Source organism: Pseudarthrobacter sp. 10T415, assembly GCF_056394175.1.
This window is the reverse complement of the sequence record NZ_JBFTHJ010000016.1, coordinates 44,774-68,468: the sequence shown is the minus strand read 5'-3', so window position 1 is coordinate 68,468 and position 23,695 is coordinate 44,774. Positions and strand designations below refer to the sequence as shown.

20 protein-coding genes and 1 tRNA gene are annotated in these 23,695 nt (G+C 65.8%); 12 read left to right on the top strand and 9 right to left on the bottom strand.

What is annotated here, in order from left to right:
* Positions 1-5: 5 nt before the first annotated feature.
* The 3 genes from AC1DBN_RS17430 to AC1DBN_RS17420 all read left to right on the top strand — a co-directional run bounded on the left by AC1DBN_RS17430 (position 6) and on the right by AC1DBN_RS17420 (position 2,482).
* Entirely contained in the window at positions 6-686 is a 681-nt protein-coding gene (locus AC1DBN_RS17430) for a lysophospholipid acyltransferase family protein (RefSeq protein WP_091723935.1), read from the top strand.
* Between the two features lie 10 nt (positions 687-696).
* Positions 697-2,247: a ribosome biogenesis GTPase Der gene (gene der / locus AC1DBN_RS17425; protein ID WP_091719440.1), complete on the top strand. Its 1,551-nt coding sequence runs from the start codon at positions 697-699 to the stop codon at positions 2,245-2,247.
* Positions 2,248-2,405: 158 nt separating this feature from the next.
* Positions 2,406-2,482, top strand: a tRNA-Pro gene (locus AC1DBN_RS17420).
* An 82-nt stretch (positions 2,483-2,564) separates the two neighbouring features.
* On the opposite strand, the gene AC1DBN_RS17415 is transcribed toward AC1DBN_RS17420, so the two are convergent.
* Together AC1DBN_RS17415 and AC1DBN_RS17410 are read right to left on the bottom strand one after the other, a co-directional pair.
* The gene (locus AC1DBN_RS17415; RefSeq protein WP_157693444.1) at positions 2,565-2,855 is read right to left on the bottom strand and encodes a hypothetical protein; all 291 of its coding nucleotides are present in this window, start codon (positions 2,853-2,855) and stop codon (positions 2,565-2,567) included.
* 584 nt (positions 2,856-3,439) lie between these two features.
* A complete protein-coding gene (locus AC1DBN_RS17410; protein ID WP_477723775.1) occupies positions 3,440-4,309 on the bottom strand; it encodes an Fpg/Nei family DNA glycosylase in 870 nt (289 codons plus the stop codon).
* Between the two features lie 163 nt (positions 4,310-4,472).
* Here AC1DBN_RS17410 and gcvH point away from each other — a divergent pair, with 163 nt between their 5' ends.
* The 5 genes from gcvH to AC1DBN_RS17385 all read left to right on the top strand — a co-directional run bounded on the left by gcvH (position 4,473) and on the right by AC1DBN_RS17385 (position 7,559).
* On the top strand, positions 4,473-4,859 hold the full coding sequence (gene gcvH / locus AC1DBN_RS17405) for a glycine cleavage system protein GcvH (protein ID WP_015936750.1): 387 nt from the start codon (positions 4,473-4,475) through the stop codon (positions 4,857-4,859).
* A 157-nt stretch (positions 4,860-5,016) separates the two neighbouring features.
* On the top strand, positions 5,017-5,493 hold the full coding sequence (locus AC1DBN_RS17400) for an FHA domain-containing protein (RefSeq protein ID WP_015936751.1): 477 nt from the start codon (positions 5,017-5,019) through the stop codon (positions 5,491-5,493).
* 23 nt (positions 5,494-5,516) lie between these two features.
* On the top strand, positions 5,517-6,233 hold the full coding sequence (ftsR, locus tag AC1DBN_RS17395) for a transcriptional regulator FtsR (protein ID WP_015936752.1): 717 nt from the start codon (positions 5,517-5,519) through the stop codon (positions 6,231-6,233).
* Positions 6,233-6,736 carry a bifunctional nuclease family protein gene (locus AC1DBN_RS17390; protein WP_015936753.1) on the top strand — a complete coding sequence of 168 codons (504 nt, stop codon included), beginning with the start codon at positions 6,233-6,235 and terminating at the stop codon, positions 6,734-6,736. The genes ftsR and AC1DBN_RS17390 overlap by 1 nt, the downstream gene beginning before the upstream one ends.
* Before the next feature lie 229 nt (positions 6,737-6,965).
* Complete coding sequence (locus AC1DBN_RS17385; RefSeq protein ID WP_091719445.1) at positions 6,966-7,559, top strand: MerR family transcriptional regulator; 594 nt, start codon at positions 6,966-6,968, stop codon at positions 7,557-7,559.
* A gap of 71 nt (positions 7,560-7,630) precedes the next feature.
* Here the strand turns inward: AC1DBN_RS17385 and AC1DBN_RS17380 are convergent, their stop codons facing one another.
* Positions 7,631-8,449: a ParA family protein gene (locus tag AC1DBN_RS17380; RefSeq protein ID WP_091719447.1), complete on the bottom strand. Its 819-nt coding sequence runs from the start codon at positions 8,447-8,449 to the stop codon at positions 7,631-7,633.
* A 301-nt stretch (positions 8,450-8,750) separates the two neighbouring features.
* On the opposite strand from AC1DBN_RS17380, the gene AC1DBN_RS17375 reads away from it, so the two are divergent.
* Entirely contained in the window at positions 8,751-12,149 is a 3,399-nt protein-coding gene (locus AC1DBN_RS17375; RefSeq protein WP_477723774.1) for a pyruvate carboxylase, read from the top strand.
* An 85-nt stretch (positions 12,150-12,234) separates the two neighbouring features.
* On the opposite strand, the gene AC1DBN_RS17370 is transcribed toward AC1DBN_RS17375, so the two are convergent.
* Positions 12,235-14,043 carry an AMP-dependent synthetase/ligase gene (locus AC1DBN_RS17370; RefSeq protein WP_477723773.1) on the bottom strand — a complete coding sequence of 603 codons (1,809 nt, stop codon included), beginning with the start codon at positions 14,041-14,043 and terminating at the stop codon, positions 12,235-12,237.
* Positions 14,044-14,225: 182 nt separating this feature from the next.
* Between AC1DBN_RS17370 and AC1DBN_RS17365 the strand changes: the two genes are divergently transcribed.
* Complete coding sequence (locus AC1DBN_RS17365; RefSeq protein ID WP_314216343.1) at positions 14,226-15,317, top strand: ROK family glucokinase; 1,092 nt, start codon at positions 14,226-14,228, stop codon at positions 15,315-15,317.
* Between the two features lie 4 nt (positions 15,318-15,321).
* Here AC1DBN_RS17365 and AC1DBN_RS17360 read toward each other — a convergent pair whose 3' ends face one another.
* Genes AC1DBN_RS17360 through AC1DBN_RS17350 form a run of 3 tightly spaced genes read right to left on the bottom strand, consistent with a single transcriptional unit; the run spans position 15,322 to position 17,451 of the window.
* Positions 15,322-15,864 (bottom strand): hypothetical protein, encoded by a 543-nt coding sequence (locus AC1DBN_RS17360; RefSeq protein WP_477723772.1) that lies wholly within the window; start codon positions 15,862-15,864, stop codon positions 15,322-15,324.
* Positions 15,851-16,666, bottom strand: coding sequence for an alpha/beta hydrolase (locus tag AC1DBN_RS17355; protein ID WP_477723771.1), 816 nt, complete (start codon positions 16,664-16,666; stop codon positions 15,851-15,853). The genes AC1DBN_RS17360 and AC1DBN_RS17355 overlap by 14 nt, the downstream gene beginning before the upstream one ends.
* Positions 16,663-17,451: an alpha/beta hydrolase gene (locus AC1DBN_RS17350; RefSeq protein ID WP_314216339.1), complete on the bottom strand. Its 789-nt coding sequence runs from the start codon at positions 17,449-17,451 to the stop codon at positions 16,663-16,665. Before AC1DBN_RS17350 ends, AC1DBN_RS17355 begins: the two co-directional genes overlap by 4 nt.
* A gap of 112 nt (positions 17,452-17,563) precedes the next feature.
* Here AC1DBN_RS17350 and AC1DBN_RS17345 point away from each other — a divergent pair, with 112 nt between their 5' ends.
* Together AC1DBN_RS17345 and AC1DBN_RS17340 are read left to right on the top strand one after the other, a co-directional pair.
* Positions 17,564-18,331 carry a lysophospholipid acyltransferase family protein gene (locus tag AC1DBN_RS17345; protein ID WP_477723770.1) on the top strand — a complete coding sequence of 256 codons (768 nt, stop codon included), beginning with the start codon at positions 17,564-17,566 and terminating at the stop codon, positions 18,329-18,331.
* A 109-nt stretch (positions 18,332-18,440) separates the two neighbouring features.
* Complete coding sequence (locus AC1DBN_RS17340) at positions 18,441-19,835, top strand: class II 3-deoxy-7-phosphoheptulonate synthase (RefSeq protein WP_091719463.1); 1,395 nt, start codon at positions 18,441-18,443, stop codon at positions 19,833-19,835.
* 84 nt (positions 19,836-19,919) lie between these two features.
* Here AC1DBN_RS17340 and AC1DBN_RS17335 read toward each other — a convergent pair whose 3' ends face one another.
* Together AC1DBN_RS17335 and AC1DBN_RS17330 are read right to left on the bottom strand one after the other, a co-directional pair.
* The gene (locus tag AC1DBN_RS17335) at positions 19,920-22,043 is read right to left on the bottom strand and encodes a Stk1 family PASTA domain-containing Ser/Thr kinase (protein ID WP_477723769.1); all 2,124 of its coding nucleotides are present in this window, start codon (positions 22,041-22,043) and stop codon (positions 19,920-19,922) included.
* Between the two features lie 101 nt (positions 22,044-22,144).
* Positions 22,145-23,521, bottom strand: a complete 1,377-nt coding sequence (locus tag AC1DBN_RS17330; RefSeq protein ID WP_477723768.1) for a lytic transglycosylase — start codon at positions 23,519-23,521, stop codon at positions 22,145-22,147.
* Between the last annotated feature and the right edge of the window lie 174 nt (positions 23,522-23,695).

Below are 23,695 nucleotides of genomic sequence, written 5' to 3'. Positions count from 1 at the left end.
GGACCATGGCATGGAGCAGGCCTGTCGGCTGGATCCTTGACCATCTCGTCTACCGCACCACCGTCACCGGCCGGGACAACGTCCCCACCGGCGGCCCGGTAATCTTTGCCGGCAACCACATCAGCTACCTGGACGGACCGGTCATGTTCGGGGCCGCGCCGCGGCCCATGCACATCCTGGTCAAGCAGGAGATGTTCAAGGGATTCCTTGGCCGGGTCCTCAACGCCTCCGGGCAATTGCCGGTGGACCGGCGCGGCGACCGTGCCGCGCTGCAACGGTGCAAGGACGTGCTCGACGCCGGGCGTTGCGTCGGGATCCTGCCCGAAGGTACACGGGGGAGCGGGGACGCCGCGGGGATCAGCGGCGGCGTTGCCTGGCTTGCCCTCAATTCCGGCGCACCCGTGGTGCCGGTGGCCATCCTGGGCACGCGTGTTGGCGGGGAACACCTCGACTCCGTGCCCCGGCCGGGCCGCCGGTTCCATGTGGCCTTCGGCCCCGCCCTGACCCTGACCCGCAGGGCAGGGGAAACAGGCCGTGCTTCAATGGACAGGGCGGCGCAGGAAATCCGCGCAGCGCTGGCCGGGCACGTCCGCGACGCCATTCAGCTCAGTGGGCAGCCGTTGCCGTTCGCTGATGCTCCCCAAGACTTAACAGCAGTAGCCGGGACGCCGGCAGATGACCACTAAGGACAGTGCAATGAGCGACACCACGCAGACATCCGGGCATTCCGGCTCCGCCGAGTACGAGTACACGCCTTCCGGCGCAGACCAGGTGGCCGAGCGGCTTGCGGCGATCGGCGACGACGAAGCCGAACTCCGTGCTGCCTCCCTCCGGGCAGGCCTGGAGGATTACGAGCTGGACGAGGAAGATGCCGCCCTCCTAAGCGGCGAATACGGCGACGATGACCTGGACGGTCCCGTCAAGCTGGATCCTGTCCTGGCCATCATCGGCCGGCCCAATGTGGGCAAGTCCACGCTGGTGAACCGCATCCTCGGCCGCCGCGAAGCAGTGGTGGAGGATACCCCCGGTGTCACCCGCGACCGCGTCATGTACTCGGCAAGCTGGAACGGCCGCAACTTCACCCTGGTGGACACGGGCGGGTGGGAACACGACGCCCGTGGCATCCACGCCCGGGTTGCCGAGCAGGCCGAGATGGCCGTGGAACTCGCCGACGCCGTCCTCTTCGTGGTCGACTCCGCCGTCGGCGCCACCGCCACGGATGAAGGCGTCATGAAGATGCTCCGCCGCAGCAAGAAGCCGGTCATCATGGTGGCCAACAAGGTGGACGACTTCGCCCAGGAAGCCGACAGCGCCGCATTGTGGGGCCTTGGCTTCGGCGAGCCGTACCCGGTCTCCGCCCTGCACGGCCGCGGCGTGGCTGACCTCCTGGACCACGTCATGGATGTCCTGCCCGAGTTTTCCACCGTTGAAGGCGTGGAGCGCTCAGGCGGCCCCCGCCGCATCGCGCTGATTGGCCGCCCCAACGTGGGCAAGTCCTCGCTGTTGAATAAGCTTGCGGGAACCGAGCGCGTGGTGGTGGACAACACCGCCGGCACTACCAGGGACCCCGTGGACGAGTTCATTGAACTTGGCGACCGCACCTGGCGCTTCGTGGACACTGCAGGTATCCGCCGCCGCCAGCACATGGCGCAGGGAGCTGACTACTACGCCTCGCTGCGGACGCAGGCCGCCCTTGAGAAGGCGGAGGTCGCCGTCGTGCTCCTCGCCGTAGACGAGGTCCTCAGCGAACAGGACGTGCGTATCCTTCAGCTGGCCATCGAGTCGGGCCGCGCCCTGGTGCTGGCTTTCAACAAGTGGGACCTGCTCGACGACGAACGCCGCACTTACCTGGAACGTGAGATCGAACAGGACCTGGCCCACGTGGCCTGGGCGCCGCGCGTGAACATCTCGGCCCTGACCGGCTGGCACAAGGACCGCTTGGTCCCTGCCCTGGACCTCGCCCTGGAGAACTGGGACAGGCGCATCCCCACCGGCCGCCTGAACGCCTTCCTCGGCGAACTGGTAGCTGCCCACCCGCACCCCGTCAGGGGCGGCAAGCAGCCGCGCATCCTCTTTGGTACCCAGGCCTCCAGCCGGCCGCCGAAGTTCGTACTCTTCACCACCGGCTTCCTCGATCCCGGGTACCGCCGGTTCATCACGCGCCGGCTTCGGGAAACCTTCGGCTTCGAAGGCACGCCCATCGAGGTCAACATGCGCGTCCGCGAAAAGCGCGGCAAGAAGCGCTAGGACGGGTGTTGACTCCGACACGTCCGGGCCCGATTCCCGGAAAGTGTCATCCACACCCCTTTCGATCGTGTAAGCTCTTCTAGGTGGTTCGGCCGGACTGCTGATGGAAATCTTCGGAGGAATCCGGGATGACCTGCAGCGGAGAACGGCGGAACCAGCGGGCTGTAGCGCAGCTTGGTAGCGCACTTGACTGGGGGTCAAGGGGTCGCAGGTTCAAATCCTGTCAGCCCGACCACGAAGGGCCGCTTTCCGGAATGACTCCGGAAAGCGGCCCTTTTGCTTTAACGCCCGCAAGCGTTATTTGATGCCCCGGTGGATCAGTACCGCACGCGGATCACGTAGCAATTCCTCCTGTTGTCATACCTGTCGCCCCACTCAAACCAGTGGTTGCCGCGGCGGTCGAAACAGATGAAGAGGTACCGGTGATCGCGGTGGTCGCGGTCACGGTCGCTGCGGTCGCGCTGGTCTTTGTCGTACGTCCTGGAATAGGACGAGTTGTGGTCGCTGACCTTGTCGTTGCTGTTGGCGAAAGCGGCAGTTGCCGAGCCGCCGAGCGTGAGTCCTGCCACCAGGACAGTCGAACTCAAAAAACGTGCTGTTCTCTTCATGACATTTACCTCAGGTGATCGAATGGATCGATACCCCGCAGGAGCAGGCAAGCAGGCAGAATGGGCAGGCACGGGCCGTCATATGGGCACGGTCCACGTCGTTGTCGACTCGCCTGTCTGCGGTTGTCACTCAAGCCTGCCGCGTGAGTAGCTTGGGCTTGAGGGTGCGGGCGCCGGCCCAGCGCGTGAACCTGTTTCCCCCGGTTCACGGTCGAGGGGCGCTTCAGTGATGACTGAACACATGCAAAAGGCCCAGAGGGGCACTTTGTGTGGGGAGTGAGCGCCTGTGTCTGGACCCTCATGTAACCAGTTTCCGTCCGCCAGGATATGAGCATTTGGGGGACGTGACATCAAGGATACTAAGGTGTTTCCGGCGTGGGAAGGGACTTCCTTCTCTTACCTGCGATTCCCTGCAATCATAGGGGGAGTGAGGCGTTTCCAGCGTCTCTCCGGGAACCTGCGCGGCCGTCGACCGCCTACCCGCGGGTAGCAAGCCGCCGCCCGGCACCGCAGCCCCCAAATTGGCACGCGGCCCCGGGCGCTGCCCAGCCGCCGCGAACGTCACTCCTTCCCTCTTGGGCCGGCTATTTCAGGAACTTGGATGTACGCCGGTCAGCAAGGATCTTGCCCTTGGTCTGGCAGGTGGGGCAGTACTGGAGCGCTGTGTCGGCGAAGGACACCTCCCGCACGGTGTCCCCGCAGACCGGGCACGGCAACCCCGTGCGCGCGTGGACGCGCATATGGCTGCGCTTGACGTCCTTCAAATCCTTCGGAGGCTTGCCCTGGGCTTCGGCCAGTGCTTCGCCCAGAATGCCGTGGATGGCCTCGTACAGCACCTGGACTGTTTCCCGGTCCAGGGATTTGGCGGTGGCAAACGGGGAAATGCGGGCCGCATGCAGGATTTCGTCGCTGTAGGCGTTCCCAATGCCGGCGATGACGCTCTGGCTGCGCAGGAGGCCCTTGATCTGCTGGGAACTGGCCCCGAGGATCTCGGCCAGCATGCCGGCGTCGAACGTCTCCGTGAACGGATCCGGACCCAGCGCGGCGATCCCGGGCACGTCCTGCGGATCCCGCACCACGTACACCGCAAGGCTCTTCTTGGTGCCGGCCTCCGTGAGGTCGAACCCGCGCGGCCCGTCCGGTGCGGAGAAAGCACAGCGGACAGCAATCAGCCCTTTGCCCATTTTCAACTGGCTGTCCGCGGGGGAGTCCGTGAAGCGGAGCCAACCGGCGCGGGCCAGGTGGAACACCAGGGACATGCCATCGGTGTCGATGCTGATGAACTTTCCAAAGCGGCGGACTCCGGCCACGGTGCGGCCCTCAATCGCATTGAAGGGAGGATCCGCCGTCTTGAGCACCGCGAAGGAGACAACCTGCAGTTTGGTCAGGACGGCGCCACGCAGCTGTCCGTCCAGGAAGGTGGCCAGGCCGGCCACCTCGGGAAGCTCCGGCATGGTTACCCGCCCTCTCCGCGCAGTCCGGCGCAACGAAGCGCGCTCATGCGTCCCATCTTCGCAGACACCCCCGTGAACGCCCCGGCAGATATGCCTATACTTTCAGCGGCGGCTCGTTTCCGCGCCTCCTGACCTTGGTGTCCAGCCCTACGAAAGGCCCCCAATGAGCAACATTCCCGAAGACCTGTCCTACACCGCCGAACACGAGTGGGTCACTGCCCCCAACGCTGACGGCGTGGTCCGCGTGGGCATCACCGACTTTGCCCAGGACGCCCTTGGGGATGTTGTGTACGCGCAGATGCCCGAAGTGGGTACAAAGGTTACGGCCAACGAAGTGGTGGGCGAAGTCGAATCCACCAAGAGCGTCAGCGACATCTACGCGCCGGTTTCGGGCGAAATTGTGGCCCGCAACGAGTCACTGGACTCCGATTCCGCACTCATCAACACTGATCCGTACGGCGACGGCTGGCTGATCGAGGTCAAACTCGCCGAAGCAGACGCTGTTGACTCGTTGCTCAGTGCATCCGAGTACGAACAGCAGGTAGGCTAAAGCTAACCGGTAAATCCGGTCCGGCCCGCCTCGCAGGCACGAACGTCTTCGCACGTCAACGGCCGGATGCGGAGCCGGAACCGGACCTGCCGGGACGGTCCGGCGGGCAAACGTTGGCTGCAGCCCTGACGGGCGGCAGCGGGAAGAGGAGGAATCCATGGCTGGCCACACACAGAACCCTGCCGATGGGGAATACGGCACGGGTGCGGCTAAGGCGTCGGAGACCACCTCGATCCATCTCACCCCCATCCGGGATGAGCCCACCATCGCACCCAAGCTCTCCCTCGAGGAGCGCAACTCCGTCGAGGCCCTGCCTGCGGGTTCGGCGCTGCTCGTAGCCCACAGCGGACCAAACGCCGGAGCGCGCTTCCTGCTCGACTCGGACGTTACGACGGCGGGCCGCCACCCTGACGCTGACATCTTCCTCGACGACGTCACAGTTTCCCGCCGCCACGTCGAATTCCGGCGCACGGCACGCAGCTTTGAAGTGGTGGACCGGAACAGCCTGAACGGCACGTACGTCAACCACGACCGCGTGGACGCAGTGGAGCTCAAGTCGGGCAGCGAAGTCCAGATTGGCAAGTTCCGCCTTACCTTCTACCTGAGCCCTGCCACAGCTGCAGGCCGCGGCTGATCCGGGGACCGCTGCCTGTGGCAATGGCACAACCCGAACGCCGGGGACCCCAGGTCCTGAACATTGGCGAGGTACTCGCCCAGCTCAGTGCCGACTTCCCGGGCATGACAGCGTCGAAGATCCGGTTCCTTGAGGAAAAGGGCCTCATCAACCCCCGGCGCACTCCGGCCGGTTACCGGCAGTACTCCGACGGCGACGTCGAACGCCTCCGGTTCGTCCTTGCCTTGCAGCGGGACCAGTACCTCCCCCTGAAGGTCATCAAGGACTACCTTGATGCCATTGACAGGGGAGAGCGTCCGGAAAACCTGCCGCCCGGCGTCGTGGTTTCACCGCGGATCGTGTCCGACGAACTCGCTGCCGAACTTCAGAACCATGGCCGCAAGCTCACCGAAGAGCAGCTGCGGACGGAATCCGGCGCCAGCGTCCCGCTCCTGAAGTCCCTCCTGGACTTCGGCCTCATCAGCCACACCAATGGCCGGTTCGACGAACATGCCCTCCAGGTTGCGCGTGCCTGCGTCCAACTCGAGGGCCATGGACTTGAGCCACGCCACCTCCGTCCCTTCCAGGCGGCTGCAGAACGGGAGTTCGGCCTCGTGGAACGCGCGGTGGCACCCCTGGCGTCCCGCAAGGACTCCGCATCCCAGGCGCGTGCAGCTGAGGCAGCCCGCGAAATCAGCGACCTCTGCCTCACCCTGCACCGTGCTTTGGTGCAGGACCACATCTCACGCATGGACATCTGATGATTGAAGTCGAGATTGTTGGCGTTCGGATCGAACTGCCGTCCAACCAGCCACTGGTGCTGCTCCGCGAGATGCACGGGGAGCGCCACGTCCCCATCTGGATCGGAACGCCGGAGGCCAGCGCCATCGCCCTGGCCCAGCAGGGCGTGGTTCCGCCCCGGCCCATGACACACGACCTCCTGGTTGACGTGGTGGAATCGCTGGGCCACTCGGTGGTCAGCGTGAACATTGTTGCCGTGGAGGACAACATCTTCTACGGGCAGTTGCAGTTCGAGAACGGCACCACTGTGAGTTCGCGGGCCTCTGACGCCCTCGCTATTGCCCTGCGGGCGAAGTGCCGCATCTGGTGCGCAGACTCGGTGATGGACGAGGCCGGAGTCCGCATCACCGAGCACGACGAAGGCGAGGACACGGAGCCGAACCCCACTGTGGACGAGGAGCGCGAGCTGCGCAGATTCCGTGAATTCCTCGATGACGTGGAGCCGGAAGATTTCGACGGCTAGGTCACGTTAAGGTTAAAGTTGAGGCTGAAAGTTTCGACACGCCCCCTCAAAGCGCCAACGTCTTTGACCTTGCGACCCTCCGGGCCTAACGTCGAAGTATCAAGTTCCCATTGCTTACGGCAGCCGCGCAAGTCACACTGGAAAGTGCGCCCCGCGAGAATTACATGCATGGTCTTCATGCCCACGCTGCTGCAGTTGTTCCCGGGAGCGTACGACAAGGAGGATCCAGGTGAGTCCTAAAGGTGAAGCAGGCGGGCTAAAGCAGCCCACGGCCGGTGCCACCGTGCCCGTAAGCGGTGCCCAGGGCCTCCTCTTTACCGAAGACCTCCCTGTCCTGGACGAGGACGCCGGCTACCGCGGTCCCACCGCATGCAAGGCGGCCGGGATCACTTACCGGCAGCTCGATTACTGGGCCAGGACCGGACTGGTGGAGCCCGCCGTACGCGGCGCGGCCGGGTCCGGCTCGCAGCGCCTCTACGGATTCCGCGACATCCTGGTCCTCAAGGTGGTCAAGCGGCTCCTTGATACCGGGGTCTCCCTCCAGCAGATCCGCACTGCCGTGGAGCACCTGCGTGAACGCGGCGTGGAAGACCTCGCCCAGATCACCCTGATGAGTGACGGCGCCAGCGTTTACGAATGCACCTCCGCCGATGAGGTCATTGATCTCGTACAGGGCGGCCAGGGCGTCTTCGGCATCGCGGTTGGCCGGGTATGGCGCGAGGTGGAGGGCAGCCTGGCATCACTGCCCAGCGAGCACGCTGCCGAGCAGACTTTCCCTGACGATGAGCTCAGCAAGCGGCGGGCGGCTCGCAAGATCAGCTGACCTGCAGACCAACAAACAGGGGCCGCACTCCTCCCGGAGGAGTGCGGCCCCTGTTCGTTTAAGGTTCGTCCTTAGCGCGCGCGGCTTCGGAGGCCGCTGCCCGCAGCCATCAGGTTGGCCAGCAGCTCATCGAACAGGGCGGCGGCGGATTTGGCGGAGTCGCCCGGCCAGTGGTGCACCGGATGCGCTGCGCCCTGGATCTGCTGCCAGTTGGCCTGCTCCGGGATCCGAGGGCTCAGCAGCAGCTCACCAAACATCGACTCCATCTCGGCCAGCCGGTACGTGTGCTCGGAGGAGCCGCTCCGCACCCGGTTGGCGACGATGCCGGCCGGTGAAAGGTTGGGGGCGAACTCCTGCTTGAAGAGCTGGATGGCGCGCATGGTGCGCTCCGTGCCCGCCACCGAGAAGAGCCCGGGTTCGGCCACAAGTGCCACCTTGTCGCTGGCGGACCACGCCATCCGGGTAAGGCCGTTGAGCGACGGCGGGCAGTCGATCAGCACCAGCTGATAGTTGCCTGCACCGGCCAGGACCGCGGTGAGCCGGCGAAGGTCGCGGCGGCCAAGGTCCGGACGGTCGTAGATCCCCGTATAGGCGGAGCCGACGGCGACGTCCAGGACAGCGGGGCCGGAACCGTTTGAGTGGGCGCGGGCGCTCCAATTGCTCCGCACTACGTTCTCGGCGAGTTTGGCACGGCGGGGGCTCTTGAGCATCCGTCCGATATCAAGCTGCTCGCCGGGCTGCACGCCCAGGGCCGTGGTTGCGTCCGCGTGGGGATCAAGGTCCACCACAAGGGTCTTGATTCCCGCGGCCAGCGCCGCAGACGCCAATCCTGTGGTGACGGAAGTCTTGCCGACTCCACCCTTAAGGCTGCTGATGCTGACTACTTGCACTTGAGAGACCAAAACCTAACGCCGGATGCCGTGTTGGGGGTAATGTTTGCTCCGGCGGAACCGAAGCCGGACGGTCCTGCCGCCCTACTCATCATATGTGGATGCCGCGGTGAATCCTGCTTTATGGGCGCCCGGCATGGCACTGGCGGTGCAGGCGGGTCATATCAGGACGGCCCGGCACAAACCGATCAGGACATGACGGGGAAATCTGTGATGGCTGACACAAAGATTTGTGTTTGTCCTTGTGGGTCCTAGACACTGTGACCACTCACCGATCCACCCGCAATGATGCAGGAGAAGTATGTTTTCCAAAGTTCTGGTGGCCAACCGCGGCGAAATCGCGATCAGGGCCTTCCGCGCCGGCTACGAGCTGGGCGCCAAGACCGTTGCCGTCTTTCCCCATGAGGACCGAAACTCGATCCACCGGCAGAAAGCGGACGAGGCGTACCTGATTGGCGAGGAAGGGCATCCCGTCCGGGCATACCTGGACGTCGCCGAGATGGTGCGGGTGGCCAAGGAGTCCGGCGCTGACGCCATCTACCCCGGGTACGGCTTCCTCTCGGAAAACCCGGACCTGGCCCGCGCAGCCAAGGAAGCGGGCATCACGTTCGTGGGTCCGCCGGCCGAAGTCCTGGAACTTGCCGGAAACAAGGTGGCGGCACTGAAGGCGGCCCGCGCGGCCGGCGTGCCGGTACTGAAGTCCAGTGAGCCGTCCAAAGACCTGGACGAACTGCTTGCCGCCGCCGATGAGATCGGCTTCCCCATCTTTGCGAAGGCAGTGGCTGGCGGTGGCGGCCGTGGCATGCGGCGGGTGGACACCCGTGAAGCGCTTCCCGAGGCCCTCAAATCGGCCATGCGCGAGGCGGACGCCGCTTTCGGCGATCCCACCATGTTCCTGGAGCAGGCCGTCCTGCGCCCCCGCCACATCGAGGTGCAGATTCTCGCTGACGCTGAGGGCAACGTCATGCACCTCTTCGAGCGCGACTGTTCCATCCAGCGGCGGCACCAGAAGGTCATCGAGATCGCCCCTGCACCGAACCTGGACGAAAACATCCGCCAGGCCCTGTACCGTGACGCCGTCAAATTCGCGCAGGCGCTGAACTACGTCAACGCCGGCACCGTCGAGTTCCTGGTGGACACCGAAGGCGAGCGGGCCGGCCAGCACGTCTTCATTGAAATGAACCCGCGCATCCAGGTGGAGCACACGGTCACCGAGGAAGTCACGGACGTGGACCTGGTCCAGGCCCAGATGCGCATCGCCTCCGGCGAAACCCTGGCCGACCTGGGACTCTCCCAGGAGACCGTCCACCTCAAGGGCGCTGCCTTGCAGAGCCGCATCACCACCGAGGACCCGTCCAACGGCTTCCGGCCCGACGTCGGAAAGATCACCGGCTACCGCTCCGCAGGCGGTGCCGGCGTACGGCTCGACGGCGGAACCGTGTACTCCGGCGCCGAGATCAGCCCGCACTTCGACTCCATGCTGGTCAAACTCACCTGCCGCGGCCGGGACTACCCCGCCGCCGTGGCCCGCGCCCGCCGGTCCCTTGCCGAGTTCCGCATCCGCGGCGTTTCCACCAACATCCCCTTCCTTCAGGCTGTGCTGGACGACCCCGACTTCATCGCCGGCGACGTCGCCACCAACTTCATCGACCAGCGCCCCGAGCTGCTCAAGGCACGGGTGTCCGCTGACCGCGGCACCAAGCTGCTGACGTGGCTGGCCGACGTTACGGTCAACAAGCCCAACGGCGAACTGACCGTCCACTCGGACCCCGCGACGAAGCTGCCGTCGGTGAAGGGACAGCAGGCAGCGCCGGGTTCCCGCCAGAAACTGCGTGAGCTCGGGCCGGAAGGCTTCGCCAAGGCGCTGCGCGAGCAAACCCCTGTTGCCGTCACGGACACCACCTTCCGCGATGCCCACCAGTCGTTGCTCGCCACCCGGGTCCGCACCCGCGACCTCGTGGCTGCCGGACCGGCCGTGAGCGCCCTGATGCCGGAACTGCTGTCCGTTGAAGCCTGGGGCGGGGCAACCTATGACGTAGCCCTCCGCTTCCTCGGCGAAGACCCGTGGGACCGCCTCGCAGCGCTTCGCGAGGCCCTGCCGAATGTCTGCATCCAGATGCTCCTCCGCGGCCGCAACACCGTCGGTTACACCCCGTACCCCGAGGAAGTCACCGAAGCCTTCGTCAACGAGGCAGCGGCCACCGGCATCGACATCTTCCGGATCTTCGACGCCCTGAACGATGTCAACCAGATGGCCCCCGCCATCCGTGCAGTCCGCGCAACCGGAACAGCCGTCGCCGAAGTGGCACTGTGCTACACGGGCGACCTGCTGGACCCGGCGGAGAAGCTGTACACGCTGGACTACTACCTCGAACTGGCCCAGAAGATCGTCGACGCCGGCGCCCACATCCTGGCGATCAAGGACATGGCCGGCCTGCTGCGGCCCGCCGCGGCCGCCAAGCTGGTGGCCGCGCTCCGCGAACGCTTCGACCTTCCCGTCCACCTGCACACCCACGACACGGCGGGCGGCCAGCTGGCGACCCTGCTCGCTGCCGTGGATGCCGGCGTGGACGCCGTGGACGTGGCTTCGGCCTCCCTGGCCGGCACCACCAGCCAGGTATCGGCATCGGCACTGGTGGCAGCACTGGCGCACACGCCCCGCGAGACCGGTCTCAGCCTGGACGCCGTCAGCTCCCTGGAACCGTACTGGGAAGCAGTCCGCCGGGTGTACGCACCCTTCGAATCGGGCCTGCCGGGCCCCACCGGCCGGGTGTACAAGCACGAGATTCCCGGTGGCCAGCTTTCCAACCTCCGCCAGCAGGCCATTGCGCTGGGCTTGGGGGAGCGGTTCGAAGCCATCGAGGACATGTACACGGCAGCCGACCGGATCCTGGGCCACCTGGTCAAGGTCACCCCGTCCTCCAAGGTGGTGGGCGACCTCGCCCTGCACCTGGTGGGCCTCAACGCCGATCCTGCGGACTTCAATGAGAACCCGCAGAACTACGACATCCCCGATTCTGTGATCGGGTTCCTGTCCGGCGAACTCGGCGACCCTCCCGGAGGATGGCCTGAGCCCTTCCGCACCAAGGCACTCCAGGGACGCAGCATCAAGGTCCGCGACGCCGAGCTCAGCGCCGAGGACAGCGCCGCGCTCAAGTCCGATTCCAAGACGCGCCAGCACACGCTGAACCGGCTGCTCTTCGACGGTCCCACCAAGGACTACCTGAAGAGCGTGGAGACCTACGGCAACATCTCCGTCCTCGACACCCGCGACTACCTCTACGGTTTCCAGCGCGGGGCCGAGCACGAAATCGAACTGGAACGCGGTGTCCGGCTGATCGCTTCCCTGGAAGCCGTCTCGGAACCCGACGAAAAGGGCATGCGTACTGTCATGTGCACGCTGAACGGCCAGTCCCGGCCGGTGGTGGTGCGTGACCGTTCGGTGGTCAGCAACGTCAAGGCCGCCGAGAAGGCGGACCCGGCACAGCCCGGCCACGTTGCCGCTCCGTTCGCAGGCGCCGTCACGATCACTGTGAAGGCCGGTGACACCGTGAACCCCGGCGATACCGTTGCCACGATCGAGGCGATGAAGATGGAAGCATCCATTACGACGCCGGTGGGCGGCAAGGTGGGCAGGCTCGCCATCTCCGCGGTGGAGCAGGTGCAGGGCGGGGACCTGCTCCTGGTTGTGGAGCAGTAGCCCGGTCCAGCAGTTAAGGCAATGAAAAGGTCCTCCCGGCAGCAGCCGGGAGGACCTTTTCGTCGTTAGTGCAGCAGTGCTTGGGTCAGGAGCGGGGCGCCGAGTACATCTCCTCGATGATGGTCTCGAAGTCCTTCATCACCTGTGCCCGCTTTACCTTCATGGACGGCGTCAGGTGTCCGGACGCCTCGGTGAAGTCGGCCGGAACGATCCTGAACGACTTGATGGCCTCGGCCTGGGACACAGACCCGTTGGCGGCGGTGATCAGGTCCTGCACCGCTGCCTTGACCACAGGATTGTCCCCTGCCTCCTCAAGGGAGGTGCCGGCCGGAAGTCCGTGCCGCTGGAGCCAGCCCGGCAGCGCCTCCTGGTCAAGGGTGACCAGGGCGCCGATGAACGGGCGGTTGTCACCCACAACCAGGACCTGCGAGACCAGGGCGTCGGCCCGGATCTGGTCCTCCAGCAGGGCGGGGATGACGTTCTTGCCGCCGGCCGTCACGATGATCTCCTTCTTGCGGCCGGTGATCCAGACAAAGCCCTCCTCGTCGAGCCGGCCGATGTCCCCGGTACGGAACCAGCCGTCGTCGAACGTGTCCGCGGTGAGGTCATCGCGCTTGTAGTAGCCGCGCATTACGCAGACGCCCTGGGTGAGGATTTCGCCGTCCTCAGCGATCTTTACGGCGTTGCCGGGCAGCGGCTTGCCTACGGACCCGATCTTGATCCGGGACGGGGTGTTGACCGAGATGGGGGCTGTGGTTTCGGTCAGGCCGTAGCCCTCGAGTACCTGCATGCCGATGCCCTGGAAGAAGTGGCCCAGGCGTTCGCCGAGCGGGCCGCCGCCGGACACGGCGTGGGCCACGTGGCCGCCCATCGCGGCGCGCAGCTTGCCGTACACCAGCTTGTCGAACAGCGCATGGCGGAGCTTGAGGCCCAGTCCGATGCGGCCTTCCTGGCGTGCTTTGGAGTACGCGATGGCGGTATCGGCGGCCCGGTGGAAGATGGGGCCCTTTCCGCCGTCCTCTGCCTTGGTCATGGCCGAGTTGTAGACCTTCTCGAAAACCCGTGGCACGGCCAGGATGAACGTGGGCTCGTAGCTCTGCAGGTCCGCGAGCAGGTTCTTGATGTCCGGCGTGTGCGCCACCGTGGTCCCGGCAGCCATGGCCAGGACGGAAATGAACCGTGCGAAGACGTGTGCCAGCGGAAGGAACATGATGGTCTTGGCGTCCTCGTGGACGATTTCGCCGATGATGGCCAGGGCGTTGTCCGAGAGCTCCACGAAGTTCCCGTGCGTCAGTTCGCAACCCTTGGGCCGCCCGGTGGTGCCGGACGTGTAGATGATGGTGGCGGTGTCAGCGAGGCCGGCAGCACTCCGCCGCGACTCGAGTTCGTCGTCGCTGACGCCGCGCCCGGCTTCGCGGAGTGCATCCAGGCCGTTGCCTTCAAGCTGCCAGACGTGCTGCAAGTCGGTGAGGCCTTCGGCGGTAACGGCCTGCAGGATGATGTTTTCGTGGTGAGCGGATTCGCCGAATGCGGCAACGGCTCCGGAATCGCCGAGGTTCCAGGCCACCTGGGACGGGGACGAAGTTTCATAGATCGGAACCGAGATGGCGCCCGCAAACCAAATGGCGAAGTCCACCAGGGACCATTCGTAACGGGTCCGGGACATGATTCCCACCCGGTCGCCGGCGCCCACGCCGCTGGCCATCAGACCCTTCGCGAGGGCATTGACGTCGGCCAGGAAGTCGGTGGCGGACACGTTCTGCCAGGAGCCTGATGCGTCAAGGCGGGAAAACAGCGCCGGGTTGCTGGCCTTCTCGGCCTGCCGCAGCAGCAGGTCTGTGATGTTGGTCTCCGGTGGAACAACAACAAGGGGCGGAACACTGAATTGGCGCACTATAGCTCCTTTGATATCCGTCGTCCCGCAGGGGGCATGCCACAAGCCTAGTATGCCGCCGCAGGACAGTGCTGTATCTAAAGTTACTGGCCAGTAACTTAGCCGTCAATGCGGGAGGGGCGTATCCGGAGCCAGCGTGCCCCGGCTCCGGGGGTGCGGCCGCGAGCCTAGAATTGGGGACTATGTACGCACCGCCCTCCGGCGACCAGGCCGGCCACCTCCGTCGATCCGCGCCGTGGAAGCGGCGGTCCGCCCCGTACCGCGCCACTTCAGGGCAGGGTAAAGGTTCCCGGGGGCGGGCACGCCTGGGCCGCCGCGGACTGGCGATCGGCATCGACATCGGCGGCACCAAGGTGGCTGCAGGTGTGGTGGATGAGGAAGGCCGGATCCTCAGCGAAGCCCGCCGCAGCACGCCCGGGACTGATCCCCGGGCTGTGGAACGGGTCATCGTGGAACTGGTCGAAGAGCTCGGCAGCGGGCGGCGGATCCGGTCGGTGGGCATTGGGGCCGCCGGCTGGATGGACCTCGACGGCGGCACCGTCCTTTTCAGCCCCCACCTCGCCTGGCGGAACGAGCCCCTGCGCGCCAACCTCCAGCAGCTCCTGCGGCGCCCGGTGCTGCTGGCCAACGACGCCGACGCCGCCGCGTGGGCCGAGTGGCGGTTCGGCGCCGGGCAAGGGGAAAGCCGCCTGGTATGCATCACCCTCGGCACCGGAATCGGTGGGGCCATGGTGATGGACGGCCGGGTGGAACGGGGCCGCTTCGGCGTGGCCGGCGAGTTCGGCCACCAGGTCATCATGCCCGGAGGCCACCGCTGCGAATGCGGCAACCGCGGATGCTGGGAACAGTATGCCTCCGGCAACGCCCTCGGCCGCGAAGCGAGGATCCTTGCCAGCAGCAACTCGCCCATGGCCCAGGACCTTCTGGCTGCCGTCGGTGGCCGCGCGGAGACCATTACCGGTGCCATCGTCACCGAACTCGCCCTGGCCGGAGATACGGCATCGCGCGAACTGATCGAAGAGGTGGGGGAGTGGCTCGGCCTGGGGCTTGCCAACCTCGCAGCGGCCCTCGACCCGGGACTGTTCGTCATCGGCGGAGGACTGTGTTCAGCAGGCGATCTCCTGGTGGAGCCCGCCAGGAAGGCATTTGCCAGGAACCTGACCGGCCGTGGCTTCCGGCCCGCCGCCGGTATCCAGTTGGCCCACCTGGGGCCCAACGCCGGCCTCATCGGTGCCGCCGACCTCTCCCGCGTTAGTAGCAGGGTCCGCAGCTGACCGCTCAGACCCGGGCGCCGTCGTCGTCCTCGTCCTTCTCCTGCGGGAGCTTCATGATGAGGTACACCGTCCCGGCAACAAATGCAGCAACAATGCCCCATATGGCCAACACGGGCGCGGACCGCCAGAACATCGCGGAAAGCAGCAGCGCAATGGGCCCGCCCACTGCGGCCAGCCAGGCCAGCATGGTCAGGGGGTCTGTCCCGGAAAGGCTGGGGGGCTCTTCCGGCACGAAGTCGCCTCCCTCATCCTCAACGCCGTAGTCGCGCGGGCCGGCCGGAGGCGCCTCCGGCGTTTCGTCATCCCCGGACCCTCCGCGTTGGCTGTCCCCGCGCTCGGCAGCCGAACGTTCCTCGGGTGCGGCACCGGACAGATTGAGCGGATCAAAATCGCGGAAGGACGCCGGCCCGGCCGGTTTGGCAACAGAATCCGGCAGGTTGCGCTCCGGCGGCTGCGTGTCAGCCTCCAGCCGTGCCACCAGGTCGAGCCAGACGGCGTCGTCCTGGTTGGCACCCTGGTCCGCGGATCCGGAATCAGGCCTGTTCATTTCCGGCCTCCCCGGACCCCGGTACGGGAGCCGGCACGCCGGGCGCCAACGCAGCAAGCGTTGCCCGGATGAAGTCCACCGAACCCTGGAATATCTGTTCGGCGTCGTTGTCCATGGTGGCCACGTGGTAGCTGTTCTCCAGACGGACCAGCTCCAGGGGTGCATGGGTCAGGCCGCGGCGCAGGACGGAGATACTGCTGTCCGACACCACATGGTCCACGGCGGACCGGTAGACCTGGACCGGTGCCGTGATGCGGGGGAGCAGCCTGGCGGTGTCCTTGAACATCTTGTTCAGTTCGTGTGCAGCGGCGACGGGAGTGCGCGGATAGGCACCTTCATCGATGCCCGCCTTCAGGATGTCGTTGGCGATGGCCGGGGTGCTCTTCATGACCAGCTTCAGGATCCCTGCCAACGGAGCGCGGGGGTCATCAATCACCAGCCCGGGGTTCACCAGGACCACGCCGGCCACCGGCCGCGTGGCGGCGACCCGCAGCGCAAGGGCGCCGCCCATGCTCAGCCCGGCAGCGAAAACGTGCTCGCATTCGGCATCGAGTTCCAGAAACGCATCATCCAGGGCGCCGTGCCATTGTTGCCACCGCGTGCGCGACAGGTCCTGCCAGCTGGTGCCATGGCCCGGCAGGAGCGGCATCCGCACCGCGAAGCCGGCCCCGGCAAGCGCCTTCGCCCAGCTGCGCAGGCTGTGCGGGCTGCCCGTGAACCCATGGGACAGCACTACACCGGCGCGTGGCCCGGTGCCGCTGCTGGCACTGCTGAAGGGACTGTGGTCCGGGCCGGCAGTCATGGGGTCTCCGAAGGGCTGGATTGGCGGGCGTGGTCACGGAAGAACTCGCTGGACCGGGCGAAGATTTCCGGCGCGTCAACGTCCAGCGTAGCCACGTGTCCGCTGCCCGCAAGTTCAACCACCTCCGTCACCCTGTCGCGCAGCCGTGCCCTCAGCAGTTCCAGGGAGGTGGGCGGTACCACCTCATCGGTCACGGATTTGAAGACCTGCACCGGTGCCGTGACCGCAGGCAGTTCCCGGAGTGTTGCGTTGAACAGCTTCTTGAGCTCGTGCACTGCCGCCAGGGGCGTCCTCGAGTAGTCGCCGTCTTCAGTGGCGGGCGCCGTTGAATGTTCCTCCGGAATGGGAATGGTGGTGCGCTGGAAGAACTTCAGCAGTCCGATCACCCGGACGCGCCGGTCATAAAAACTCAGGCCGGGGTTGACGATGCTCACGCCGGCTGTCTTATGCCTGGCGGCGGTCAGCAGGGCCACTGCACCGCCCATGGACAGGCCTGCTACGAAGCAGGTGGAGGTCCTGGCGGAGAGATCGAGGTAGGCCGCCTCGAAACTGCCGAACCAATCGCGCCACCCCGTTTGGGCGAGTTCCCGCCAGTGCGTTCCATGGCCGGGCAGCAGGGGGACGGTCACCGCGTAGCCCTGGGCTGCGAGATGCTCCGCCCACGGCAGCACGCTGAGCGGGCTGCCCGTGAAGCCGTGGCAAATGGCGATGCCGATGTCCGCATTGGGACCATGGCCGGGATAACTGAACGCGACGGGGCGAGGCGGTGTGCTGCTTTCAGTCATGCCTACATCGTGTCACTGTTCCGGATAAATCTCACTAGAGTAGGGTTGCATCTGAACTGCTGAAACAGGCCCGGAGCGGAGCCTGGGGCCGACCTTCCGAGAGGTTCACCGCGTGTTTTATTGGGTCATGAAGAGGATTTTCCTCGGTCCTGTTCTGAAGCTTCTTTTCCGCCCCTGGGTCAAGGGCCTGGACAACATTCCGGCCGAGGGCGCGGCGATCATCGCCTCGAACCACCTGTCGTTTTCCGACTCGATCTTCATGCCACTGATGGTCCGCCGCCCGGTGGTCTTCCTGGCCAAGTCCGAATACTTCACCGGCACCGGAATCAAGGGCCGCCTGACAGCGCTCTTCTTCCGGCTCACCAACCAGTTGCCCATGGACAGGTCCGGCGGCGCAGCCTCTGCTGCCTCCCTCAGCGCCGGCATGGACGTACTGACCAGCGGCGGCCTGCTGGGGATCTACCCGGAAGGGACCAGGAGCCCCGATTCCAAGCTGTACCGGGGCAAGGTGGGTGTCGCCAGGCTGGCCCTCCAGGCAGGGGTCCCCGTCATCCCCGTGGCGATGATCGGCACTGACAAGGTGCAGCCCATCGGAAAACGGCTCCCCAACATCCGGCGGATCGGAATGATTTTCGGTGAACCGCTCGACTTCAGCAGCTACCAGGACCAGGCCGAGGACCGTGGCACCCAGCGGACGGTAGCGGACCGCATCATGCTGGAACTGCAGCGGCTGTCCGGGCAGGAATACGTGGACGAATACGCTGCCGTGGTGAAGCTGCGCCTGGCCGGCAAGCCCGGCGAGCCGGCCGCCGCAGCGGAGCCCCTGGCGTCGCCGCCGGCTGGCGGAGACGACTCCGGCGGGGAGCCGGCGGCACACTGACCGGGTGCCCGGCGGATGGGTGTCCCGGCGCCGCCCATCCGTTGTGACGCAAGGGCCGGGAACCGTGACGGCACGGTGTCCAGCCGTCCTGCTCGGACGCTAGTCTTAGATGGTGACTCAGCTATCTGCAAACCCAGCCTTTCCCCTGTCCGGCAACTCCCAAAGCGGCGCCGCCACCTATCCCGGACTTGACGACTGGCGCGGGCTGCCCATCTCGCAGCAGCCCAGCTGGCAGGACACGGAGGTGTTCGATGCCTCCGTGAAGGAGCTTTCGGTGCTCCCGCCACTGGTTTTCGCCGGCGAAGTGGATGTCCTCCGGGAGCGCCTGGCCGCAGCAGCGCAAGGCAAGGCATTCCTCCTGCAGGGCGGCGACTGCGCGGAGACCTTCGAGGCAGCCACGGCAGACAAGATCAGCGCCCGCGTCAAGACCATTCTCCAGATGGCGGTGGTGCTGACCTACGGCGCGGCCATGCCCGTGATCAAAATGGGCCGGATGGCAGGACAGTTCGCCAAGCCCCGTTCCTCCAACGACGAAACCCGGGACGGCGTGACCCTTCCGGCCTACCGGGGCGACATCGTCAACGGATACGAATTCACCCCCGAGTCCCGCGGACATGACGCGTCCCGGATGCTGCGGGCCTACCACACCTCCGCGTCAACGCTGAACCTCATTCGGGCCTTCACACAGGGCGGTTTCGCCGACCTCCGGTCCGTCCACCAGTGGAACAAGGGCTTCACCGAGAACCCCGCGCACGCCCGCTACGAATCACTGGCGCGCGACATCGACCGCGCCATCAAGTTCATGGACTCCTGCGGCGCGGACTTCGAGGCACTCAAGCGAGTGGAATTCTTCGCCAGCCACGAAGCGCTGCTGCTCGATTACGAACGCGCACTGACCCGGATCGACTCGCGGACCGGCTTCCCCTACGACACGTCGGCCCACTTCCTGTGGATCGGGGAGCGGACCCGCGAACTCGACCACGCCCACGTCGACTTCCTGTCGCGGGTGCGCAACCCCATCGGCGTGAAGCTCGGCCCGTCCACCACCGGCGACGACGCCCTGCGGCTCATCGACAAGCTGGACCCGGAACGCGAACCGGGCCGCCTGACCTTCATCACCCGCATGGGAGCCGGCAACATCCGTGAAAAGCTGCCCGCCGTCGTCGAAAAGGTCACGGCGTCCGGCGCCCAGGTCCTGTGGGTCACCGACCCCATGCACGGCAACACGGTCACCTCACCTAACGGGTACAAGACCCGCAACTTCGACGACGTCATCGACGAAGTGCGCGGCTTCTTCGAGGTGCACCACGCACTGGGCACGGTACCGGGCGGCCTGCACGCTGAGATGACCGGCGACGACGTTGCGGAGTGCCTGGGCGGCGCGGACCCGATCGACCAGGACGCGTTCCTGGACCGCTACGAGTCTGTCTGCGATCCCCGCCTGAACCACATGCAGTCACTCGAAATGGCCTTCCTGGTGGCCGGGGCACTCGCCAAGAACTGACCGGAACACCCGTCGCAGCGCGTTCTCCGCGCTGCGACGGCGGTGTGGGCAGAGGCGCCGCGAAGCGCCCCTGCCCACAGCGGCCTACACCACTGTCAAGGTGATGACGGACCCTTCCGGAACTTCCGTGTCCACCGGATCCTGGTCCCTTACGGTGCCGAAGAATCCACCCAGGACCTTGTTAAGCCGGACCTCAAATCCAAGCTTCCGCAATGCTTGTTCGGCTTCCCCCGCCTGCTTGCCGATAAAGCTTGGGACCTCCACCATCCGGGGACCCTTCGAAATGGTCAAGGTGACCGTTCCGCCGCGGGTCAGCGTCCCGTTGGCAGGACTCTGGCTGACCACGGCGCCCTCCGGGACCTTCCTGTCGAAGACCTCGTCCTTGGCTACCTCCGCCTTCAGGCCCGCTGCCTCGATGGCGTCGACCGCCTGGTTTTCCGCCTTCCCCACCACAGAGGGAACGGCAATGGGCTCGGGGCCCTTGGAGACCACCATTGCCACTGCGGTGCCCCGCCGGGCAGGAGTACCGGCTGCAGGATCCTGGGCGAGCACAGTCCCCGCCGATGCCCCTTCGTCAAACTGTTCGGTAACTTTGCCCAGCGCCATTCCAGCGGCGTTGAGGGCGTTTTTGGCCTCGTCGAGGGTGCCGGCCGTCAGTTGCGGCAGGGGGTAAAGCTGGGGGCCCTTCGATACGCGCAGTGAAACCGGCTGGAACTTGCGGATCTCCGCTCCGGCCTGCGGGTCGCTGCCTACCACCCGGCCGCTGGGAACGGCATCGTCGAAGACGTCGCTGGTGGTCGAACGGAATCCTGCATCGCTCAGCAGTTGCTGGGCCTCCGCTACGGTCCTGTTGGCCACCGCCGGTATTGCTGCCGCCGCACCCGGACCCATCCCGAAGAACCAGCCCGCTCCGGTGGCAAGCAGCGCGGCAATAACCAGGACGATGATCCACAGAATGCCCCTCCGCCGTGGGTTGCCTTCGCGCAGGCTTCGAGCCGGTGTGGCGGCAGCCCGTGCGCGGGCCTTCTCATCGTCCTTTTCCGCCTTGCGCTGGGCCCGCTTGCTCAGTGCCGGGGGAGCCGGGGCCCAGGCCGGACTCTCGTCCTCGCCGGGCGGGGTGAGGGCGTGGCCGGGGCGCGGTGCCGGCACTGGGTTGCGGGCGGCCGTGGCAGGGCCTGCCGGCTGGTAGGGAGGCGGCACCGGACGGCCGGCGGGCATGACGGACGTCTGATTGCTGATGTGCGGGATGAACTCGGTATGGCTGGGCCCGGCGGAGGGATCCGCTGCGCCCGGCAGTCCCGTGGTCCCGGGAATTCCGTGAAGGGAAGCTCCCAGAGCTGCCGGTGGCTGCAGGTCGAGTTCGGAATCGGTCAGGTTGGTGCGGATGTGGCGGAGTTCCTGCAGCAGCGCGCTTCCGTCAACCGGGCGGTTCTCGGGATCGTTCGCAGTGCACCACTGCACGAGTTCATCCACTTCAGCTGCGAGGCCCGGAACGAGCGCGGACGGCGGACCCACCGTGCTGTTGACGTGCTGGTAGGCCACCTGGATGGGAACGTCGCCGCCAAAGGGCTGTTTGCCGGTCAGCATTTCGTAAAGCATGATGCCGACGGAGTAAACGTCACTGCGGGCATCGGCGGGCCGGCCCAAGACCAGCTCAGGGGAGAGGTAGGCAACCGTTCCAATCAGCGCGCCGCTGCTGGTGGACGTTGTCACGGCCCGGGCAAGGCCGAAGTCGCCCACCTTGATCCGGCCGTCGTCGGCGATGAGGACATTCTCGGGTTTGACGTCCCGGTGGATGAAGCCGGCGGCGTGCGCTGCCGCAAGGCCTTCCACCACCGGGTCGATCAGGGCCAATGCCAGCCGTGGCGGCAGGGCGCCCTTGTCAGTGATGACGTCCCGCAGGGTGTGTCCCTTGATGTACTCCATCACCAGGTACGTCGTGTGGCCGTCGTTGCCCTGGTCCAGGACCCCCACCACATGGGGATGGGACAGCTTCGCGGCGGCCTTGGCTTCACGGCCCAGCCTGCCCAGGAAACTTTCGTCCGCGGAGAAGTGCGGATGCAGCACTTTCAGGGCCACATCGCGTTCCAGCCGCTGGTCCTCGGCAAGGTACACAGTGGACATGCCGCCCCGCGCCAGCTTGGACCTGATGGCGTAGCGGTTATCCACCAGCGTTCCTACAAGGGGGTCAGACACGTTTTCCTGCACCCTCCGATCCTAGTTGCAATGGAACGGGTCCGGGCCGATAACCGGCCCGAACCCGTTCCATCAGCGGCTGCCGGCCCCGTGAAACCGGGCCGGCCAAGGCTTTAGCCGAAGTTCTTCTGGTGTGCCTTGATGGCTGCCACATAGGTTTTGGTGTCGTCGTACATCCCGTACTTACTGACCGAGTACTGGCCCTGGTAGTAGCCTGCGATGGCGGTGTCCCGGTCCTTGCTGGTAGCAAGCAGCTGGCGGATGATGGCAACTCCTGCGGTGGCGTTGTCATAGGGATCGAGCAGGTTCAGTTTGCGGCCCACCAGGTCCGAGGCCCATTGGCCGGAGCTGGGAATGACCTGCATGGTCCCGATGGCGTTGGCAGGGGAGACTGCGCGCTGGTTGAAACCGGACTCCTGGTAGGCGAACGCCAGGGCCAGTGACGGCTCGACACCCATGCGGCGGGCGGTGTCTGCCACGATGTTCTGCATCTCTGCCCGGGACGGGACCGGGGAAGCATTCAGCAGTGCTTTGTTTTCATTGGCGGAGTTCACCACCGCCGGCGGGTACGTGAACCCAAGGAAGGAACTGGGTACCAGCGGGGCGGCGGGCGCTGCCGGCTGCGCAGCAGCAGGCTGCGAGCCTGAGCCTGGGACATTCAGTTTGTTGCCCGGGTAAATGATGGAGCCGAGGTTCAGCCCATTAGCCGAAAGGAGCTCGGGCAGCTTCACCCCATGGCGCGATGCGATGGCGGACAGGGTGTCGCCCGCCTTGACGGTGTAGGAGCCGGCCGCCGGAGCCTGCGGGGCTGACGTGTTGGCGAGTGGGGCCGCCGGTGCCGCTGCGGCCGCGGGGGCAGCAGGTGCCTGCGAACTGGCGCCCACCTTGATCTTCTGGCCGGGATAGATGATGGACCTCATGTTGAGGTTGTTCCAGCTGAAGACATCCCCCAGGCTGACGTTGTGCCGGGCGGCAATGGCGCCCAATGTGTCACCGGACTTGACGGTGTAGGTGGCGCCAGCGACCGAAGCGGGTGCAGCGGCCGGCGCGGCGGGGGCCGGGGCTGCTGCGGCAGGACTGCCGGACAGCTTAATCTTTTGCCCCGGGTAAATGATGGTGTTCGCCTGGAGATTGTTCAGCCTGAGCACTTCCCCGGTGTTCAGGTTAAATTTTCCTGCGATAGCGCTGATGGTGTCTCCGCGGGCGACAGTGTATTCGGCAGGCGCAGAATTCTGTGCGGGTTTAAAGGCCGCCGGAATCATGGTGGAAACGGATGAGGCCGGAATGACCGTTGCCGTGGCCTTGGCTGCTGCCTGCGCGTTCATCGCCGCGGTCAGGGTCGCGGGGAGTGGTTTGGCCGGCTGCTGGGCAGTGGCCGGCTGTGCGAGGGCCAGGGACGACAGGACAACCGCCGGCAGTGCCGCCGTCGTCGCAGCAATCATCGGCAAGCTCGGCCTGGGGGGTTGCTTCGGCGAGCGGGACATCGTCATGTAAGGGATCCTCTTCTCAACTGCGGGTGCGGACGGGGGTGCCGCATTAGTGCTTGATACTACTGTTACTCGAGTGATCTTTGTTACGAGTGTGAACAGTGAGAATCTCTCATGAATTCGCGGTTAGCACAAGAATTCGCGCTTTTGCCGTAAGGAAGAATTTCGGAGTGTCCG

Coding starts and splice junctions, on each gene's coding strand:
- AC1DBN_RS17430 (WP_091723935.1), top strand. CDS start 6: ATGGCATGGAGCAGGCCTGTCGGCTGGATCCTTGACCATCTCGTCTAC.
- der (WP_091719440.1), top strand. CDS start 697: ATGAGCGACACCACGCAGACATCCGGGCATTCCGGCTCCGCCGAGTAC.
- AC1DBN_RS17415 (WP_157693444.1), bottom strand. CDS start 2,855: ATGAAGAGAACAGCACGTTTTTTGAGTTCGACTGTCCTGGTGGCAGGA.
- AC1DBN_RS17410 (WP_477723775.1), bottom strand. CDS start 4,309: ATGCCGGAGCTTCCCGAGGTGGCCGGCCTGGCCACCTTCCTGGACGGA.
- gcvH (WP_015936750.1), top strand. CDS start 4,473: ATGAGCAACATTCCCGAAGACCTGTCCTACACCGCCGAACACGAGTGG.
- AC1DBN_RS17400 (WP_015936751.1), top strand. CDS start 5,017: ATGGCTGGCCACACACAGAACCCTGCCGATGGGGAATACGGCACGGGT.
- ftsR (WP_015936752.1), top strand. CDS start 5,517: ATGGCACAACCCGAACGCCGGGGACCCCAGGTCCTGAACATTGGCGAG.
- AC1DBN_RS17390 (WP_015936753.1), top strand. CDS start 6,233: ATGATTGAAGTCGAGATTGTTGGCGTTCGGATCGAACTGCCGTCCAAC.
- AC1DBN_RS17375 (WP_477723774.1), top strand. CDS start 8,751: ATGTTTTCCAAAGTTCTGGTGGCCAACCGCGGCGAAATCGCGATCAGG.
- AC1DBN_RS17365 (WP_314216343.1), top strand. CDS start 14,226: ATGTACGCACCGCCCTCCGGCGACCAGGCCGGCCACCTCCGTCGATCC.
- AC1DBN_RS17360 (WP_477723772.1), bottom strand. CDS start 15,864: ATGAACAGGCCTGATTCCGGATCCGCGGACCAGGGTGCCAACCAGGAC.
- AC1DBN_RS17355 (WP_477723771.1), bottom strand. CDS start 16,666: ATGACTGCCGGCCCGGACCACAGTCCCTTCAGCAGTGCCAGCAGCGGC.
- AC1DBN_RS17350 (WP_314216339.1), bottom strand. CDS start 17,451: ATGACTGAAAGCAGCACACCGCCTCGCCCCGTCGCGTTCAGTTATCCC.
- AC1DBN_RS17340 (WP_091719463.1), top strand. CDS start 18,441: ATGGTGACTCAGCTATCTGCAAACCCAGCCTTTCCCCTGTCCGGCAAC.
- AC1DBN_RS17330 (WP_477723768.1), bottom strand. CDS start 23,521: ATGACGATGTCCCGCTCGCCGAAGCAACCCCCCAGGCCGAGCTTGCCG.